Origin of the sequence: Halogranum rubrum (genome assembly GCF_900114455.1) — an archaeon.
GTDB classification, from domain to species: Archaea; Halobacteriota; Halobacteria; order Halobacteriales; family Haloferacaceae; genus Halogranum; species Halogranum rubrum.
The window spans coordinates 687615-703083 of sequence record NZ_FOTC01000002.1 but is presented as its reverse complement, the minus strand read 5'-3'; the positions used below and the strand labels follow the sequence as shown (position 1 = coordinate 703083).

The window sequence follows — 15469 nt, the reverse complement described above, 5'->3', positions numbered from 1 at the left end:
CCCGAAGATAACGGTTTGGCAACCACGAGACAGAGTGACACGGCGGAGCAGGCGAGGAGAGACTCTCACTGAGCCGTCGAAGCGACGACCCGCGTTCGGGCGACGTAGCCCACGACGGTGAGTACCGCGAGGAGAGCGTAGCCGACGCCGAGAAACGAGACGAGACCGAGACAGAGAACGCCGAGTGCCCAAACGGCCGCTTCGAGGTTCGAGAGTCGGTCGAGTGCGTCGTAGTAGACCCAGAAGGAGACGCCCAAGACGACGACGGCGACGAGTTGAAGACCCACGCCACGGAGTTCGTGTGGCGACACGACGAAGAGAAACGCACAGAGGGAGACGAAGAGACCGGCCACGACGGCGACGGCCCGCCGAGAGAGACTGTCGACGCCGTTGTGGACGACGTACATGGTGGGTCCGATGACGAGGCCGATGAGGAGGGTACGAGCGACTTCGACAGCGAGGGACATAGGCGGCGTTCTCGTGGCTGTTTGCTAAAGATGTCGACGAATTCGAACTATTGGAACCGCTTCGTCGTTTCCACCAGCGGATGTCGTGCGTAGTCGACGACGCTGATGTCCTCGATAGAGGCCAATCCTTCTTTCTCGGCGGTTCGCTGCATCCCGAGTTCGACGTCCTCGTCGACGACGATGATGTAGGCGTCCATCTCCTCGATACCGATACCGTGGGCTGCCATCACGCGGTGGTGGCCGTCTGCGAGGAGCAACGTCCCGTTGCTGTCGATGACGACGAGCGGTTCGGCGAGTCCGCGTTCGAGTTCGTACTGCCGGCCCTCTAACTCGTCGGCGTAGACGCGGGCCTGCGTGGGGATGAGGTCAGCCAGTTCGACCGTTCCTCTCTTTTGGGTGACGGAGATGCCGTGAATCTGTTCGAGCGTCCGCATCAGCTTCCCGACTTTCTCGGGCGTCGCACGCTCTATCTGACTACGTACTACATCCGTATTCGAGATGATGCCGACGAGGTTGCTCGCGTCGTCGACGACGGGGAGTTTCTGAATCCCCGAGCGGAGGATGACCCGTGCGGCGTCGTTGACGTCCATCTCGGGGTGAGCGACGACTAACTCGTCGGTCATCACGGTGAAGATAGGTGCCTCGTCGTCGGCGAGCAACAGGTCACGGGCCGTGACGAACCCTTCGACACGTCGCCCGTGACAGACCGGAAACCCGTTGTGGCCGTCGCTCTCGGTGATACGGCGGGCAACTTCCTCCACCGTGTCGTCCGGTGAGACGGTCTGGACGTCTCTAGTCATGTAGTCTTTCACGGGTGCTTTCCCACTCATTGGCCAGGAGTACGCGACTCGGTGGCAAAAGACTGGTGCCGCTGGGGTCGGTCACTCCTCGGTGACGTCCGACGTATCGCTCTCTTCGTCCTTCTGTCCCCTGTCTCCGAGGTCGACCGATTCCTCGGCGTGGTCGTGGGCCGGTGTGGGATACTCGAACGTGAGGCCGGGACCGATGTCTCGGTCCGGCGCACTCGGTGCGTCTCTGAGTGTCTCGAAGAACCGTCCAGAGATGATTTCGTGAACCACGTCGGCCAGCGACTCCTTGGAGTCGGCCCCGACGTCGCTGAGGATTCCGAGCGGAATCTGTGCGCCCGCCATGTCGGCGTGGCCGCCCGCGCTCCCGATTTGGTCGAAGGCGTCTCGAAGCGTCTCGCCGAGGTCGAGGTCCGCCCCGCGTGCTCGACCCGACGCGTAGACGGTCCCGTTCATGAACCCGTAGACGAGCGTCGTCGTGACACCCTCCATGTTGAGCAGGCGGTCTGCGGCCTGTGCCAGCGCGTCGCGGTCACGAATCTCGCCGACGGACGTGGCGAGTGCGTCGCCCTGTAGCTCACGATTTCGGATCGCCCGAGCGATAGTCTCGAACACCTCGGCGTTCATGCTGGGTGTCTCGACCCGTTCGAGCACCGCAGCGTCGACGAAGTTCAAGAGGAACGCTGCCGCCTCGAAGTCCGTCCCCGATACCTCTCGCGTGAAGTCCTTCGTGTCGACGCGAATCCCGTAGAGCAGCGCCGTCGCGATGGTCCGTTCCGGCGTGATGCCGAAGAACTCCAGATACTTCGCGAGGAGCGTACTCGTCGCGCCGACGTCGCTTCTGAGGTCGACGAACCGAGCCTCGACCGGCGCTCGTGGCGGGTGGTGGTCGACGACGATGTCGATGTCGGTATCCTCCGGGAGACCGTCGTTTACGCCGGGCCGGGAGTGGTCGACGAGGGCGACACCACCGTACGATTCGAGGTCCGCCGCCGACTGAAGGTTCTTCATTCGGATGTCGAGGAGGTTGACCAACGCGCGGTTCTCTTGGTGTGAAATTTCGCCGAAGTAGCAGGCGTCGGCCTCGACGCCGACGGACTCGGCGACGCGGGCGAGTGCGAGAGCGCTGGCGATGGCGTCCGGGTCGGGGTTGTCGTGGGTCACGACGGCGAGTGGGCCGTCGAGGTTCCGGAGAATCGCTAAGAGTTTCCACATCCGCCGTGCGTCGTCACCGGCCGAGACGTCGAGAATGCGGTCGACCACTCGCTGTTCGGGGTCGATAAGGCGGTCTGCGACGGCTTCGATGGCCGCTTTCGTCTCGTCGTCGGCCCCAAACCCGGTCGAGGCGACGAGGAGCGCGTCCGGAAACTGCGCTCGTGCGGCAGTCGCCGCCGCACGGTTTCGTTTCGGGTCGTCGTCGGCGACGATGACGATGTCCGTCCGTTCGGGATAGCTGTCGGGGTCCGTCGGATCTGCGACGGTCGCTCGGACGCTCTCGTCGCGGAGTGCCGTGACCCGACTCTGTTCGTCCGTGATGACGTGGAGTCGTCCGGGCCAGGTGATCGCCTCCTCGACGATGTCGTGGCCGAGTGACCCGCACCCGAGCACCAACCGACTGACCATACCCAACGCGAGGGACTGACGAGTCAAAGTCCTACCGTCACGTCTGTCTCACCCCGAGGAAGATTCACAAGGGTCGCCACTGTCGGAGCGGGTGTCTGAGAAGCGACGGCAGAAGACCGACCGTCGAACGGGTGAGAACTCGGAGTGGTCTTACGCGAACAGTGCGGTTGCGGCGGTCTGGGCCATCTCGATGACCGGCCCGAAGCCGGGCAGGAGCACGAGCGTGCCGAGTGCCGCAATCATCACTGCTGCGTAGAGACCGATTGGTTTCGAAGTGATTTGGAACTCCCCGCTGGGGTCTTCGATCCAAATCGCCTTGACGACGCGGGAGTAGTAGAACAGCGACAGTGCGCTGTTGACCGCGCCGACGGCGGCGAGCCACCAGAAGCCAGCGCCGATTGCGCCGGCAAACAGGAAGTACTTCGAGAAGAACCCGCCGAACGGCGGCAGGCCAGCGAGACTGAACATGAACACCGTCATCGCCGCACAGGCGACGGGTGCTTGCGAGCCCAGTCCGTTGAAGTCCTCGAAGCGACGGCCGATGTCCCAGTGCTCGGTCAGCGCGATGAACAGGAACGCACCCGTGTTCATGAAGCCGTAGACGAGCAGGTGTGCCATACTGGCACCCATGACGTTGCCGTTCTGTGCGCTACCCGCAGAGAGCGCCGCGAGGCCGATGAGCGCGTAGCCAGCGTGACCGATGCTGGAGTACGCGAGCATCCGCTTGACGTTCTCTTGGGTCGCGGCCGCGAAGTTACCGAGCGTCATCGTGACGACGGCCAGAATCTGGAAGAGGAGCACCCAGTCGATACCGGCCGGGATGGCCGACAGCGCGAACGCCTCGGTGAAGACGCGGAAGGCGACGGCGAACCCGGCGGCCTTCGACGCCGACGAGAGGAACGCGCTGATGGGTGCAGGTGCACCCTCGTAGGCCTCCGGTGCCCAGAAGTGGAACGGGACGGAGGCGGTCTTGAACGCGAACCCACCGGCGATCATCAGCACGCCGAGACCGGCGACGCCGACGAACTCCGTTCCATTGAGTGCCTCGGCGACGTCGCTGAACACCATCGACCCCGTCGCGGCGTAGACGAGGCTGATACCGAACACGAAGACGGCCGACGAGACGGCACCGATGAGGAAGTACTTCAGCCCCGCCTCGACGCTGCCTCGGTTCTTCTTGAGGAACGCGACGAGCGCGTACGAGGGCAGCGAAGCGAGTTCGAGTGCGACGAACGCCGTCGCCAGCGAGTTGGCAGCGGCCATGAGGCCCATACCGGTCGCGGCGAACATGACGAGCGTGTAGAACTCCGCCTGGTGAGGCTTCCCGCGGAGGTAGTCGTAGCTCCCGATGGCGACCATCGCCGTGACACTGGCGAAGATGGCCATGAAGAACAGGGCCATCCCGTCGACGACGAGAGCCTCACCGTAGAGTGAGATACCGCCGCCGGTCGACACCTGGCCGGTGCCTGCAGAGAGGAACCAGCCTGCGAAGCCGAGCGACGTCAGCGCCCCGACGACGGAGATGCCGGCGAGTGCGGCGCTGTTAGTCGAATCCGGGTCGATACTGTCGACGACGAGCAGGAGGAGCGCCGTCAGCGCCAGTACGAGCACTGGTGCGAGCGCGAGCGAGTTGGGCAGTTGCGACTGCAGCAACATCAGAGCCCACCTCCCGTCTCGAGAATCGGCGTAACCGCGTCAGTAATCATGCTGAAGAAGGTGTCTGGTGCGACACCGAGTGCGATGACGAGCACGAGTAGCGTCGCGAGTGCGAGCGTGTCGTGTCGGGGTGCGCGTCCGACCTCGTAGTCGGTTTCGAGGCGGAACGACCCGAACAGGGTCCGCTGCATCGCGAGCAGCAGGTAGCCTGCGACGATGACGATACCGAACATCGCAATCGACGTGAACACTGGTGCGTAGGGGAGTGCCTGCGAACCGAACGAGCCCACGAAGATGAAGAACTCACCGGCGAAGCCGGCCATCAGGGGTAGTCCCATGTAACCGAACGCGCCAGCGATGAAGATGCCCGTCGTGATGGGCATGCGGTCGGCCATGCCGGACATGTCGCCGACCATCCGCGTGTGCGTCGTGTTGTAGATGACGCCGACGGCCATGAACATCAGACCGGAGATGAGGCCGTGGGCGATCATCTGGAAGGTCGCACCGCCGACACCGTAGACGGTGTAGGCGATGAGACCGAGGATGACGTACCCCATCGACGACACGGAGGAGTACGCGACGATGCGTTTGAGGTCCTGCTGGGCCAGCGCGAGCATCGCGCCGTAGATGACGCTGAGTGCGGCGATGGCAGCGATGGGAATCGCCAGTGCCGTCGCCGTCTCCGGCAGCATCGTGAAGTTGAACCGCAGCAGGGCGTAGGTCCCCATCTTCAGGAGGACACCGGCCAGCATCACCGAGGCCGGCGTCGGGGCTTCGACGTGAGCGTCCGGCAGCCACGTGTGCAGCGGGACGATTGGCACCTTGACACCGAACCCGACGAACATCGCCACGAAGGCGACGAGTCTCAGCGTGTCGGCATCGAGGGCTCCGAAGCCGCCGAGTTCACCGGCGCGGAGCGCCTGTGCAATCTCCGGGAGACCGAGCGACGTAATCGAGTCGCCGAGACCGAAGACCAGCGCCATGAAGCCGATGAACATCACGAGCGACGCGATGTTCGTGTAGACGAAGAACTTGATTGCGGCGTACTTCCGGCGGGGGCCGCCCCAGACACCGACGAGTAAGTACATCGGGATGAGGACGGCTTCCCAGAAGACGAACCACATGAAGAAGTCCAGCGCCGTGAAGACGCCGAGCAGGTTCGCCTCCATGAACAGGAAGAGGCCGTAGAACTGCGACTGTCGGCTGTCGATGGGCGTCCACGCGCTGACGATTGCCAGCGACGTGAGCACCGTCGTGAGCACGACGAGCGGCATGCTAATCCCGTCGACACCGGTGTGCCACGAGAGTTCGTAGCCCGCGAGCGTGAGCCACGCGAACGATTCTTCGAACGCGAGCGACCCGCCCAAGAGGGCGTTGCCGGTCGCGTCGAACTGACTCCACATGAAGAGGCTCCCGAGAATGGGAACCAGACTGAGTCCGAACGCCAACTTGCCAGCGACCTTGTTCGGCGCGACGAAGGTCACCAGTGCGGCGGCGAACGTGAACGCGATTAGTGCTTCGACGATCATTAGAACCACCCTCCGAGCAGCCCGAAGACGACGAGCAACACGGTCAATCCGAGCGTGAGGAGCATCGCGTAGTTACTCACGACACCCGTCTGGAGCTGCTTCACGCGGCTACCAGAGAACAGACTCACGCTGGAGACGCCGTTGACGACGCCGTCGACGACGCCCTGGTCGAACTTGTCGGCCGCACGCGAGACCGGAAGGGTCAGCCCCGTCGCCAACCAGACCTGATACTCGTCTTGGTAGTAGTTGTTGTACAGCAGCGTCTTGATGCCGCCGAGCTTGTCGGTGTGTTCCGTCGGCTCGGGGACGTTGTACAGCACGTGTGCGAGGCCGACGCCCGCGAGGGCGAGAGCCAAGGAGACACCACCCGAGATGAGCGCCGTCCCGAGTTCACCGCCGGCGAGCGTGCCAGCAGTGTAGTGGGCGAACTCGTGCGTGAGTTCGGTGTAGTGTTCGCTCGTGAGACCGGCCGGGCCGTGTTCGAGCCACTTGTGCAGGAACTCGATTTCGGCACCCGTCAGCTTCGCGACCGGAACCATGTTGACGAACCCGGCGACGACGGCCAGTACGCCGAGGACCGCGAGCGGCCCCTTCACGTTCCAGCCGACACCGTGTGGGTTGCGCGCGGTGTCACTACGGGACTCTCCGTGGAAGGTCAAGAAGACCATCCGGAAGGTGTAGAAGCCGGTGAAGAAGACGGCGAGCAGGCCCATCGCCCACGCGCCGAGCAGCAGTGCGCCCTCGGCTTCGCCGCCACCGAGACCACCCAGTCCGTGGACGAGCGCCTCGTAGAGCACCTCGTCTTTGGACCAGAAGCCCGAGAACGGGAAGATACCTGCGAGCGCGAGCGACCCGGCGAGGAACGTCGCGTAGGTCACGGGCATCTTCTCTTTGAGGTTGCCCATGTCCCACATGTCCTCGTTGTGGTGCATCGCGATGATGACCGAACCCGCACCGAGGAAGAGCAGCGCCTTGAAGAAGGCGTGCGTCATCAGGTGGAAGGTCGCCGCGATGTAGCCACCCGACCCCAGCGCGAGCATCATGTAGCCGTACTGGGAGATGGTGGAGTACGCGAGCACCTGTTTGATCTCGCGCTTGACGACACCCATCGTCGCCGCGAACAGGGCGGTGAACCCGCCGATGAACGCGATGATAGCGAGCGTCGTCGGCGTGAGCGCGTAGAACCCGTACATCCGAGCGACGAGGTACACACCGGCTGCGACCATCGTCGCTGCGTGGATGAGTGCGGAGACGGGCGTCGGACCCTCCATGGCGTCCGGAAGCCACGTGTGCAGTGGGAACTGCGCGGACTTCCCGACGACGCCGCCGAGGACGAGGAGACCGACGATGGTGAACCACGTCTGCGGTGCGAAGCCGAACGTGTTGGCGCTGGCTTCACCGAGTAGTACTTCCTCGGCGAGCACCGGGAACGCCTCGGCACCGGCGAACTGGGAGGTGCCGAAGGTGGCGAACACGGCGACGACGCCGATGAGGAAGAAGTAGTCACCGAAGCGGGTGACGAGGAACGCTTTCTTCGCCGCACTCGGCGGGCCGGCTTCGCGGAACCAGAAGCCGATGAGCAGGTACGAGCAGAGCCCGACCAGTTCGAAGAACATGAACGCCATGAGCAGGTTGTCGGCGACGACGAACCCGAGCATGGATGCGGTGAACAGACCGAGGCCGGCGTAGTACCGGGGAAGCCCGGTCTGGCCGTCGTCGTTCATGTAGCCGAGTGAGAACACGTGCACGAGAGTCGCGATGAGCGTCACGATGACGAGCATCATCGCAGAGAGCGGGTCGATGAGGAGCCCGAACGTCAGTTCGAAGCTTCCCTCGACCGCTGCCCACGTGTAGATAGTTTCGTCGTAGTACTGGCCACCCGAGACGGTGAGGAACATCCACACCGAGAGCAGGAACGAGCCTGCAGTCGCTGCGATGCCCGGGAGCGCGCCGCCTTTCGGGAGCAAGTCCCGACCGCTGACCGCGACGCCCACCGAGACGAGGAACGACAGGAAGGGCAGGAGAACGATTGCCGGAGCGTAGTCAAATGCTGCCATAGGTTACCACCTCATCGTTGTTGCTTTCGTCACGTCGATGTCGTCGAAGTTGCGATACAGGACCAGGATGATGCCGATTCCGATGGCGACCTCTGCTGCGGCGAGTGCCATCGTGAACAGGCCGAACGTCTGGCCAGTGACGTTCCCCCACTGGTAGGAGAACGCGACGAAGTTGATGTTGGCTGCGTTGAGCATCAACTCCACCGACATCAAAAACAGCAGCGCGTTGCGCCGCGTCAAGATGCCGATGAGACCGATACAGAACACCGCCGCTGCGAGAAGTAGGTACCACTCTGCGGGCACCATTACTGCTCACCCTCCGTGTCGTCTCGGTTGCGACCGCCGTCAGTTCGAGCGGCACGGTCGCCCGTTACCGCGTCGCGTGCGCTGCTCGCAGCCGCATCGACGAACGAGGTCTCGTCGTCGCGTTTCGCGAGATGGACCGCGCCGTCGAGAGCGACGTCGAGTGCGACGGCCATGATGAGGAACGCGACGAGGAAGCCCTCACCCGACACCGCACCGAAGTCGAGGTTGAACATCGCATAGCCGATACTGGCGGTGATGTTCGCGCCCTCGGGGAAGCCTGCGGCGTCGCCGAACGACGTCTGCAGGAAGACGGCCGCCATCACACCGAACAGCGCGACGGCAGCTAAACCGGGCACGAGATGTGAGCCGAGTTTGAATCGTGGTTTCGTTGTCATGTGCTACTCACCTCCGAGTCGATACGCGTCAGCATCACGGCGAACGTGATGAGGATGAGAACCCCGCCCACGTAGACGAGGATCTGCATAGCGGCGAGGAACTCCGCCTGCATCATCACGTAATGCACCGCGACGCTCAAGAGCGCCCCTCCGAGCAGGAGTGCGGAGTGCCACACGTCCCGAGCGAGGACGACGCCGAGGCTGCAGCCCACGGTGATGAGGGCGAACAGCGCGAACGCGATAGTTTCATAGACCATTGTTTGAATCTCCATGAGATATCCCTTTGAAGATTTCGAGACGTGCGAGACCGATTCGAGGTCTCTCACGGCCGAAACGTCGGGAATCTCGCTACTGGTAATCGACCTCGCCTTCTCCCTCGCCGATCCAGGCCCCACGGTCGGGGTTACGCGAGTTTAGTGGGTCGATGTCCTTGTACCACGGGACGTTTTTGAGCTGTTCTTTGTTGTACACGAACTCGTTTTTCGTGTCTGCTGTGAACTCGAAGTTCTGGGTCAGCAGGATGGCGTCGACGGGACAGACCTCCTCGCAGAGTCGGCAGTAGATACACTGGCCGATGTGGAGGTTGTACTGCTCGCCGTTTCGCTGGTCGTCCTGAACGATCTGGATCGTGTCGTTCGGGCAGACGTTCTCGCACTGGCGACACCAGATACAGCGCTCTTGGCTGAACTTGTGAACCCCGCGGAATCGGGGGCTCACCTCCGGCGCGACGTCGGGGTATTCGACCGTAAACGTCTGGCCGTCCATTGCGTGCTTCAGCGTCGTTGCCATCCCTTTGAGGATTCCAATCATACAATCACTCCCACGATGATGGCCGTGAGCACCAGGTTGGCGAAGGACAGTACGAGCATGCCCTTCCAGCCGATGTCGATGAGTTGGTCGATACGGACACGCGGCACCGCCGAGCGGCACCACTGCGTGAACAGGAAGACCGCCCAGATTTTGATAGTGAACCAGACGAAGCCGAGCGCCTCCGGGCCCGGACCGGCCGGACCGCCGAGGAACAGCGTCGCAATGAGCGCGCCGCCGAGGAAGATGTGGATGAACTCCCCGAGGTAGAACAGGACGAAGTAGATACTCGAGTACTCCGTCTGGTACCCGCCGACGATTTCGGTCGGCGCTTCTGGCGTGTCGAACGGGTTCCGGCCGACTTCGGCTAGGTTCGCCGCGAGGAAGAGCACGAACGCGAACGGGTTCACGAACGCGAACCACTGCGGAATCGTGATACCGGCGACGGTGACGAGCGGTTCGGCCTGCACGGCGACGATTTCGCTCATCTGAAGCGACCCCGTGAAGATGACCACGGACGCCGCCGTGACGATGAGCGGGATTTCGTACGCGATGTTCTGCGCGACAGAACGCAATCCGCCGAGCAGCGAGTACTTGTTGTTCGACGAGTAGCCCGCCATCACGAGACCGAGCGACGCGATGGAGGCGACCGCGAACGCGTACACGAGACCTGCTTCGGGGTCAGCCAGATGGACACCGCTTCCCATCGGGATGACTGCGAAGCCCATCAGCGCCGAGAACGGCAGGATGATGGGTGCGAGGTCCCACGCCGGGCGGTCGACGCCGTCCGGGACGATGAGCTCTTTCGACATCAGCCGCACGGCGTCAGCGACGATGATGAGCAGGCCGAACGGACCGATGCGGTTGACGGCGATACGGTCCGTGAACGATGCGGTGATCTTCCGTTTCGCCCACGGGCCGGCGACGGCCGTCGTGACGAGCATCACGTTGGCGATGAGAAACGCCCCGAGAAGCCCACCGACGACGGCACCGAGCAGTCCGTCGAGACCGAGTAGCCCGGCGATAGTGTCGACGAGCGGGGTCTGTGTCTGCGACTGTAACAGCAGTGTGCCCATCACCGGTCCACCTCGCCGAGCACGATGTCGAGGCTGCCGAGCGATGCGATGAGGTCAGGAACGTACTCGCCCTGCGACATCTCCGGCAGCGTCTGGAGGTTCGAGAAACACGGACTGCGAATCTTGAACCGGCCGGGTTTGTCGGTCCCGTCCGAGCGGATGTAGATACCGAGTTCGCCCTTCGCACCTTCGACGGCGCGGTAGACTTCGGTGTCGTCCTCGGGCTTGAGCGTCCGGGGAACGTTGGACTGAATCGTCCGGTCCTCCTCGGGCCAGTCTTCGAGCAGGTCGACACACTGCTCGATGATCTTCGCGGACTCCTCGACTTCGCGGAGACGGACGAGCAGGCGACTGTAGTTGTCGCAGCCGTCTTCGACGGCGACGTCCCAGTCGAGTTTGTCGTAGTAGCCGTAGGGGTCGTCGCGGCGGAGGTCGTAGTCGATGCCGGAACCACGGGCGACCGGTCCGGTCGCGCCGTAGCTCTTGGCGACGTCCTCGGGGAGGACGCCGGTGCCGACGGTTCGAATCTGGAGAATCTCGTTCGCCGAGATGAGGTCGTGGTACTCCTCCAGTGCCTCCGGCAGGTCGTCGAGGAAGTCTCGAATCTTCTCGAAGAACTCTGCGCGGGGTTCCGGCAGGTCCCAGACGACGCCGCCGAGGCGGAAGTAGTTGAACATCAGTCGCTGACCGGTGAGGTCTTCGAGGATGTTCTGGGTCTTCTCACGGTCGCGGATGGCGTACATGAAGATTGCCGTGAAGTCCCCGTAGACGTCGAGTGCGAACGTGCCGACCGCCAGCATGTGTGCGGCGATACGGCACAGCTCTGCACCCATCGTCCGAATGATCTGTGCGTACTCCGGCACCTCGATGTCCGCGAGGTCTTCGGCCGCACGCGCGTAGGCCCACTCGTTGAGCAGCCCCGCCGAGATGTAGTCCCAGCGGTCCGGGTACGGCATTATCTGGTGGCGGTAGGTGCTCTGCTGGCACATCTGCTCCTCACAGCGGTGGAGGTAGCCGATGTCGCTCTCGACGTCGGCCACCTGCTCGCCGTCGAGCGTCGTCTTCAGGTGGAGCACACCGTGGGTCGCCGGGTGGTGCGGCCCGATGTTGAGGAACATCGTGTCTCCCCCGTCGCCTGAGTGGTCGTCTTCCAGCGGATTGGCGTGTTCACGGAGTGGGACGACTTGGGGTCGGTCCTGCTCGTAGTCCCGCGAGAGGGGGTGTCCTTTCCACGTCTCCGGGAGGAGGATCCGGCGCATGTCCGGATGTCCCTCGTAGTTGATACCGACGAGGTCGTAGGCCTCCCGTTCGTGCCAGTCGGCCGTCCGGTAGACCGGTTCGGCGCTCTGGCTGACGGGGTTGTCCTTGTCCGTCGGGACGACGACGCTCGCTTCCTGCGTGGGGTCGTCGTACTTCTTCAGGTGGTAGATGGACTCGTAGCGGTTCGAACGTTCCTCGGCCGTGACGCAGGAGAGGTGGTCGAACCCCGCCTCGTCACGCAGCTTGAACAGAACGTCCTGTACTTCGTCGGGTCGGATGACGAAGCCCGGCGCGTTGAGGTGCTCCTCGCGGGAGAGGACGTGGTCGCCGAGCAGGTCGGCGAGTTCGTCGCCCAGCGAGCGCCCCTCGACGGCAGGCTGGTCTTGGTCTGAGTCCTGTGGTTCTTCGAGGCTCATGGTGAATCAGCCCAGTTGTACCGCATGACGAGGTCGTCCTCGTCGATCTCCTTCGCCAACTCGTCGACGATTTCGTCCCGCGAGAGGTCGCCGAACTGTTCGAGTTCGTACGGCTTGACCGTCACCGGACTCGACTCGCCGTTGGCGATGCGTTCTTGCAGTTTCGCGACGCCGTAGACGAGGGCCTCCGGGCGTGGCGGGCAACCGGGGACGTGGATGTCCACCGGAATGACCTCTTCTGCGCCCTTGACGACGTTGTATCCCTCTTGGAACGGGCCGCCCGAGATGGTACACGAACCCATCCCGATGACGAACTTCGGTTCCGGCATCTGGTCGTACACCCGCTTCATGCGCGGGGCGAACTTCGAGACGATGGTTCCCGGAACGATGATGACGTCGGCCTGTCGCGGCGACGCGCGCGGCACACCCGCCCCGAATCGGTCGAGGTCGTGTTTCACCGCGTAGGTGTGCATCATCTCGATACTGCAGCACGCGATACCGAACTGCAGCATGAACATCGACGACCCGCGGACCCAGTTCATGAATTTGTCGAACTTCGTGAGGATGAACGGCGACGAACCGAACGCCTCACGGAGTTTCGAGTTGAACCGGTTGTCCTGTCCCGACATTCGGGCGTCCCGGGTGTCGGTCAGTACGTTCGAGTCTTCCGTGACGAATGGCTTCTTGTCTTGACTACTCATGTTTGTCTCTCCGTCTTTCGGCTCTCGGCAAGCGGGCTCTTGACCCACTCGACCGCGCCGTTACGCCATGCCCAAACGAGACCGACGACGAGAATGCCGATGAAGACGAGCATCGGAAGCAGCACCTCCGTGAGGCTTGCTCCCTGCTCCAGTGCGGAGCGGTAGATGACCGTCCACGGGAAGATGAGGACGGTTTCGATGTCGAAGATGACGAACAGCAGCGCAACCATGTAGTACTGGATGTTGAACTGCAGACGCGCTGTCCCCGTCGGAATCTCCCCGCTCTCGTAGATGGCGCTTTTACCTTGTTCTGGCACACTTGGACGCAGCAGTGCCGACACCGCCATCATACCGAGCGGGATGCCGATACTGACTACGCCTAATGCGCCGATAGCTATCCATGGATTCATACCGAGTTCTCCGTAACGTCCGCGGGTTAGGGGTGCTCCCCTATAAGCGTTGATTCTTACGCGTTCGGGCGATTACGGCGGTTTCAACCGTGAAGCTTTGGGCGGAGACACGGAAGCGAGAAGAACAGTCGACTACGCCGAACGGTCACGAAACGAGACGTGACCGAGGTCGTGAAGGTCACGCGACACCTCGGCGACGCCACCGACCAGTTCCTCGTGGTACGAGAGTAGCTCCGCACGCACCTCGTCGTGCTGCCGAGCCAACACTTGTGCCGCCGACAGCGCCGCGTTGAACGACTTGCCCGCGTCGACGGCGACGATGGGCGCGCCGGTCGGCATCCCGATGACCGAGTCGACGGACTTCTCCTGTACCGGCACCCCGATGACCGGGAGTGGGTACGCGATGGAGGCAGTCATGTTCGGTAAATCCGCGGACTTCCCGCCCGCGCCGGCGATGACGACGTCGAGGCCGCGCGCCTCCGCCGTCTCCCCGTAGGCGTACATCAGTTCGGGCGTTCGGTGTGCCGAGACGACGTAGCTCTCGTAGGTGAACCGCGATTTGGGCGGGTTCTCGTAGTCCGTCTGCTCTTCGAAGCCGAGTTCCTCCAGCGCGTCGTACGCACCGGACATCACGTCGAGGTCGGAGTCCGACCCCATGATGATACCCACGTCGGGCGTCGTCTCGGGGTCTCGGTCCATCTCGGCTTCCGCTTCGAGTCGGTCGATGAGGTCTTGTACAGTCATTGGTCGAACGTCAGCGAGTCGACGTGGTCGCGCGCCGATGCGAGTAGGTCGTCGGTCGATGTGAACGAATCACCGACGGCGGTGATGTGGCCCATCTTTCGGAGGGGGCGAACCTCGCGCTTGCCGTACCAGTGCATGCTCACGCCGTCGGCGGCGAGCACTTCCTCGACACCGCGGAGTTCGGCTTCTCGGGATTCGTCTACATCTCCCAGAACGTTTGCGCTCACCGTCGGCGCGCGCAGGTCTGTCGACCCGAGGGGCCACCCGAGCACTGCGCGAGCGTGCTGTTCGAACTGCGAGGTCAGCGCGCCCTCGATGGTCCAGTGGCCCGAGTTGTGCGGGCGCGGCGCGATTTCGTTGACGAGAATCTCACCGGACTCGGTTTCGAACAACTCGATACCGTACACGCCGCGACCGTCCAACTGGTCGAGCACGTCGTAGGCGACATCTCGCGCGCGCTCCGTCACCTCGTCGCTCGTCCGGGCGGGAACGACCGTCTCGCGGAGAATCTCCTCCTCGTGGACGTTCTCGCCGAGCGGGAAGGCGCGAACTTCTTCGTTCCCTTTCACACCGATGACCGACACCTCGCGCACGAAGTCGACGAACGTCTCGGCCATCGCGGGGGCGTGGCCGATGTACTCCAGTGCGTCCTCTATCTCGTCGAGCGAGGTGACGGGGACGTTGCCGCGGCCGTCGTAGCCGCCGGTCCGGGCTTTCAACATCACGCTACCGAACTCCTCGACGGCGTCTCGCAGGTCCGCTGCGTCGTCGACGCGGCGGAACTCGGGAATCGGAATGCCCGCCTCGCCGAGCGTGTCCTTCTGGACGAGTTTGTCCTGAATCATCCGCAACGTGTCGGGCGACGGATGGACGGGTACGTCGTACTCGTCTTGGACTTCCTCTAACAGGTCCGGGTCAGCCAGTTCGATTTCGAACGTCAGCACATCGACGCGAGACGCGAGTTCGTGGACGGCGTCGGCGTCGTCGAAGTCGCCCTCGACCTGCGCGCGAGCGACGGGCGACGCCGGGCAGTCGGGTGTCGGGTCGAGCACCACTACCTCGACGCCGAGTGGGGCGGCGGCCTCGGCCAGCATCCGGCCGAGTTGCCCGCCGCCGACGACACCGAGCGTCGGGCCGGGTAAGGTCACTGTCACGGTCGGCCGTTTCGGACGAATCTGCATAAGAGTTACCACCTACGGAGTCGAGGTGTGCGAGA

At 63.3% G+C, this 15469-nt stretch carries 16 protein-coding genes; all 16 read right to left on the bottom strand.

Annotation, left to right across the window (positions count from 1 at the left end):
• Positions 1 to 65: 65 nt before the first annotated feature.
• Positions 66 to 467 carry a hypothetical protein gene (locus BM083_RS11895; RefSeq protein ID WP_089869654.1) on the bottom strand — a complete coding sequence of 134 codons (402 nt, stop codon included), beginning with the start codon at positions 465 to 467 and terminating at the stop codon, positions 66 to 68.
• Between the two features lie 47 nt (positions 468 to 514).
• On the bottom strand, positions 515 to 1297 hold the full coding sequence (locus tag BM083_RS11890) for a CBS domain-containing protein (RefSeq protein ID WP_049893523.1): 783 nt from the start codon (positions 1295 to 1297) through the stop codon (positions 515 to 517).
• Positions 1298 to 1348: 51 nt separating this feature from the next.
• Positions 1349 to 2896 carry a DHH family phosphoesterase gene (locus BM083_RS11885; RefSeq protein ID WP_089869652.1) on the bottom strand — a complete coding sequence of 516 codons (1548 nt, stop codon included), beginning with the start codon at positions 2894 to 2896 and terminating at the stop codon, positions 1349 to 1351.
• A 150-nt stretch (positions 2897 to 3046) separates the two neighbouring features.
• Positions 3047 to 4552 carry an NADH-quinone oxidoreductase subunit N gene (locus tag BM083_RS11880; protein ID WP_089869650.1) on the bottom strand — a complete coding sequence of 502 codons (1506 nt, stop codon included), beginning with the start codon at positions 4550 to 4552 and terminating at the stop codon, positions 3047 to 3049.
• Complete coding sequence (locus tag BM083_RS11875) at positions 4552 to 6081, bottom strand: complex I subunit 4 family protein (protein WP_089869649.1); 1530 nt, start codon at positions 6079 to 6081, stop codon at positions 4552 to 4554. The genes BM083_RS11880 and BM083_RS11875 overlap by 1 nt, the downstream gene beginning before the upstream one ends.
• Positions 6081 to 8138 carry an NADH-quinone oxidoreductase subunit L gene (gene nuoL / locus BM083_RS11870; RefSeq protein ID WP_089869646.1) on the bottom strand — a complete coding sequence of 686 codons (2058 nt, stop codon included), beginning with the start codon at positions 8136 to 8138 and terminating at the stop codon, positions 6081 to 6083. Before nuoL ends, BM083_RS11875 begins: the two co-directional genes overlap by 1 nt.
• Before the next feature lie 3 nt (positions 8139 to 8141).
• The gene (gene nuoK / locus BM083_RS11865; protein ID WP_089869644.1) at positions 8142 to 8444 is read right to left on the bottom strand and encodes an NADH-quinone oxidoreductase subunit NuoK; all 303 of its coding nucleotides are present in this window, start codon (positions 8442 to 8444) and stop codon (positions 8142 to 8144) included.
• Positions 8444 to 8839, bottom strand: a complete 396-nt coding sequence (locus tag BM083_RS11860) for a proton-conducting membrane transporter (protein ID WP_089869641.1) — start codon at positions 8837 to 8839, stop codon at positions 8444 to 8446. The genes nuoK and BM083_RS11860 overlap by 1 nt, the downstream gene beginning before the upstream one ends.
• The gene (locus tag BM083_RS11855; protein ID WP_089870075.1) at positions 8836 to 9096 is read right to left on the bottom strand and encodes an NADH-quinone oxidoreductase subunit J; all 261 of its coding nucleotides are present in this window, start codon (positions 9094 to 9096) and stop codon (positions 8836 to 8838) included. The genes BM083_RS11860 and BM083_RS11855 overlap by 4 nt, the downstream gene beginning before the upstream one ends.
• 91 nt (positions 9097 to 9187) lie before the next feature.
• Positions 9188 to 9649 (bottom strand): NuoI/complex I 23 kDa subunit family protein, encoded by a 462-nt coding sequence (locus BM083_RS11850; protein ID WP_009365900.1) that lies wholly within the window; start codon positions 9647 to 9649, stop codon positions 9188 to 9190.
• The gene (locus BM083_RS11845) at positions 9646 to 10722 is read right to left on the bottom strand and encodes a complex I subunit 1/NuoH family protein (RefSeq protein WP_089869639.1); all 1077 of its coding nucleotides are present in this window, start codon (positions 10720 to 10722) and stop codon (positions 9646 to 9648) included. The genes BM083_RS11850 and BM083_RS11845 overlap by 4 nt, the downstream gene beginning before the upstream one ends.
• Positions 10722 to 12398 (bottom strand): NADH-quinone oxidoreductase subunit D, encoded by a 1677-nt coding sequence (locus BM083_RS11840; protein ID WP_089869637.1) that lies wholly within the window; start codon positions 12396 to 12398, stop codon positions 10722 to 10724. The genes BM083_RS11845 and BM083_RS11840 overlap by 1 nt, the downstream gene beginning before the upstream one ends.
• On the bottom strand, positions 12395 to 13099 hold the full coding sequence (locus BM083_RS11835; RefSeq protein ID WP_089869636.1) for an NADH-quinone oxidoreductase subunit B: 705 nt from the start codon (positions 13097 to 13099) through the stop codon (positions 12395 to 12397). Before BM083_RS11835 ends, BM083_RS11840 begins: the two co-directional genes overlap by 4 nt.
• On the bottom strand, positions 13096 to 13509 hold the full coding sequence (locus tag BM083_RS11830) for an NADH-quinone oxidoreductase subunit A (protein ID WP_089869633.1): 414 nt from the start codon (positions 13507 to 13509) through the stop codon (positions 13096 to 13098). The genes BM083_RS11835 and BM083_RS11830 overlap by 4 nt, the downstream gene beginning before the upstream one ends.
• Before the next feature lie 132 nt (positions 13510 to 13641).
• Positions 13642 to 14253: a 5-(carboxyamino)imidazole ribonucleotide mutase gene (purE, locus tag BM083_RS11825; protein WP_089869630.1), complete on the bottom strand. Its 612-nt coding sequence runs from the start codon at positions 14251 to 14253 to the stop codon at positions 13642 to 13644.
• Positions 14250 to 15407 carry a 5-(carboxyamino)imidazole ribonucleotide synthase gene (locus tag BM083_RS11820; protein WP_089870074.1) on the bottom strand — a complete coding sequence of 386 codons (1158 nt, stop codon included), beginning with the start codon at positions 15405 to 15407 and terminating at the stop codon, positions 14250 to 14252. Before BM083_RS11820 ends, purE begins: the two co-directional genes overlap by 4 nt.
• Positions 15408 to 15469: the final 62 nt, after the last annotated feature.

What these genes read in the sequence shown, in the direction of transcription:
- BM083_RS11895 (WP_089869654.1), bottom strand. Translation starts at nt 467, where the DNA reads ATGTCCCTCGCTGTCGAAGTCGCTCGTACCCTCCTCATCGGCCTCGTC.
- BM083_RS11845 (WP_089869639.1), bottom strand. Translation starts at nt 10,722, where the DNA reads ATGGGCACACTGCTGTTACAGTCGCAGACACAGACCCCGCTCGTCGAC.
- BM083_RS11885 (WP_089869652.1), bottom strand. Translation starts at nt 2,896, where the DNA reads ATGGTCAGTCGGTTGGTGCTCGGGTGCGGGTCACTCGGCCACGACATC.
- BM083_RS11830 (WP_089869633.1), bottom strand. Translation starts at nt 13,509, where the DNA reads ATGAATCCATGGATAGCTATCGGCGCATTAGGCGTAGTCAGTATCGGC.
- BM083_RS11860 (WP_089869641.1), bottom strand. Translation starts at nt 8,839, where the DNA reads ATGACAACGAAACCACGATTCAAACTCGGCTCACATCTCGTGCCCGGT.
- BM083_RS11840 (WP_089869637.1), bottom strand. Translation starts at nt 12,398, where the DNA reads ATGAGCCTCGAAGAACCACAGGACTCAGACCAAGACCAGCCTGCCGTC.
- purE (WP_089869630.1), bottom strand. Translation starts at nt 14,253, where the DNA reads ATGACTGTACAAGACCTCATCGACCGACTCGAAGCGGAAGCCGAGATG.
- BM083_RS11855 (WP_089870075.1), bottom strand. Translation starts at nt 9,096, where the DNA reads ATGGTCTATGAAACTATCGCGTTCGCGCTGTTCGCCCTCATCACCGTG.
- BM083_RS11890 (WP_049893523.1), bottom strand. Translation starts at nt 1,297, where the DNA reads ATGAGTGGGAAAGCACCCGTGAAAGACTACATGACTAGAGACGTCCAG.
- BM083_RS11850 (WP_009365900.1), bottom strand. Translation starts at nt 9,649, where the DNA reads ATGATTGGAATCCTCAAAGGGATGGCAACGACGCTGAAGCACGCAATG.
- BM083_RS11880 (WP_089869650.1), bottom strand. Translation starts at nt 4,552, where the DNA reads ATGTTGCTGCAGTCGCAACTGCCCAACTCGCTCGCGCTCGCACCAGTG.
- BM083_RS11835 (WP_089869636.1), bottom strand. Translation starts at nt 13,099, where the DNA reads ATGAGTAGTCAAGACAAGAAGCCATTCGTCACGGAAGACTCGAACGTA.
- nuoL (WP_089869646.1), bottom strand. Translation starts at nt 8,138, where the DNA reads ATGGCAGCATTTGACTACGCTCCGGCAATCGTTCTCCTGCCCTTCCTG.
- BM083_RS11875 (WP_089869649.1), bottom strand. Translation starts at nt 6,081, where the DNA reads ATGATCGTCGAAGCACTAATCGCGTTCACGTTCGCCGCCGCACTGGTG.
- nuoK (WP_089869644.1), bottom strand. Translation starts at nt 8,444, where the DNA reads ATGGTGCCCGCAGAGTGGTACCTACTTCTCGCAGCGGCGGTGTTCTGT.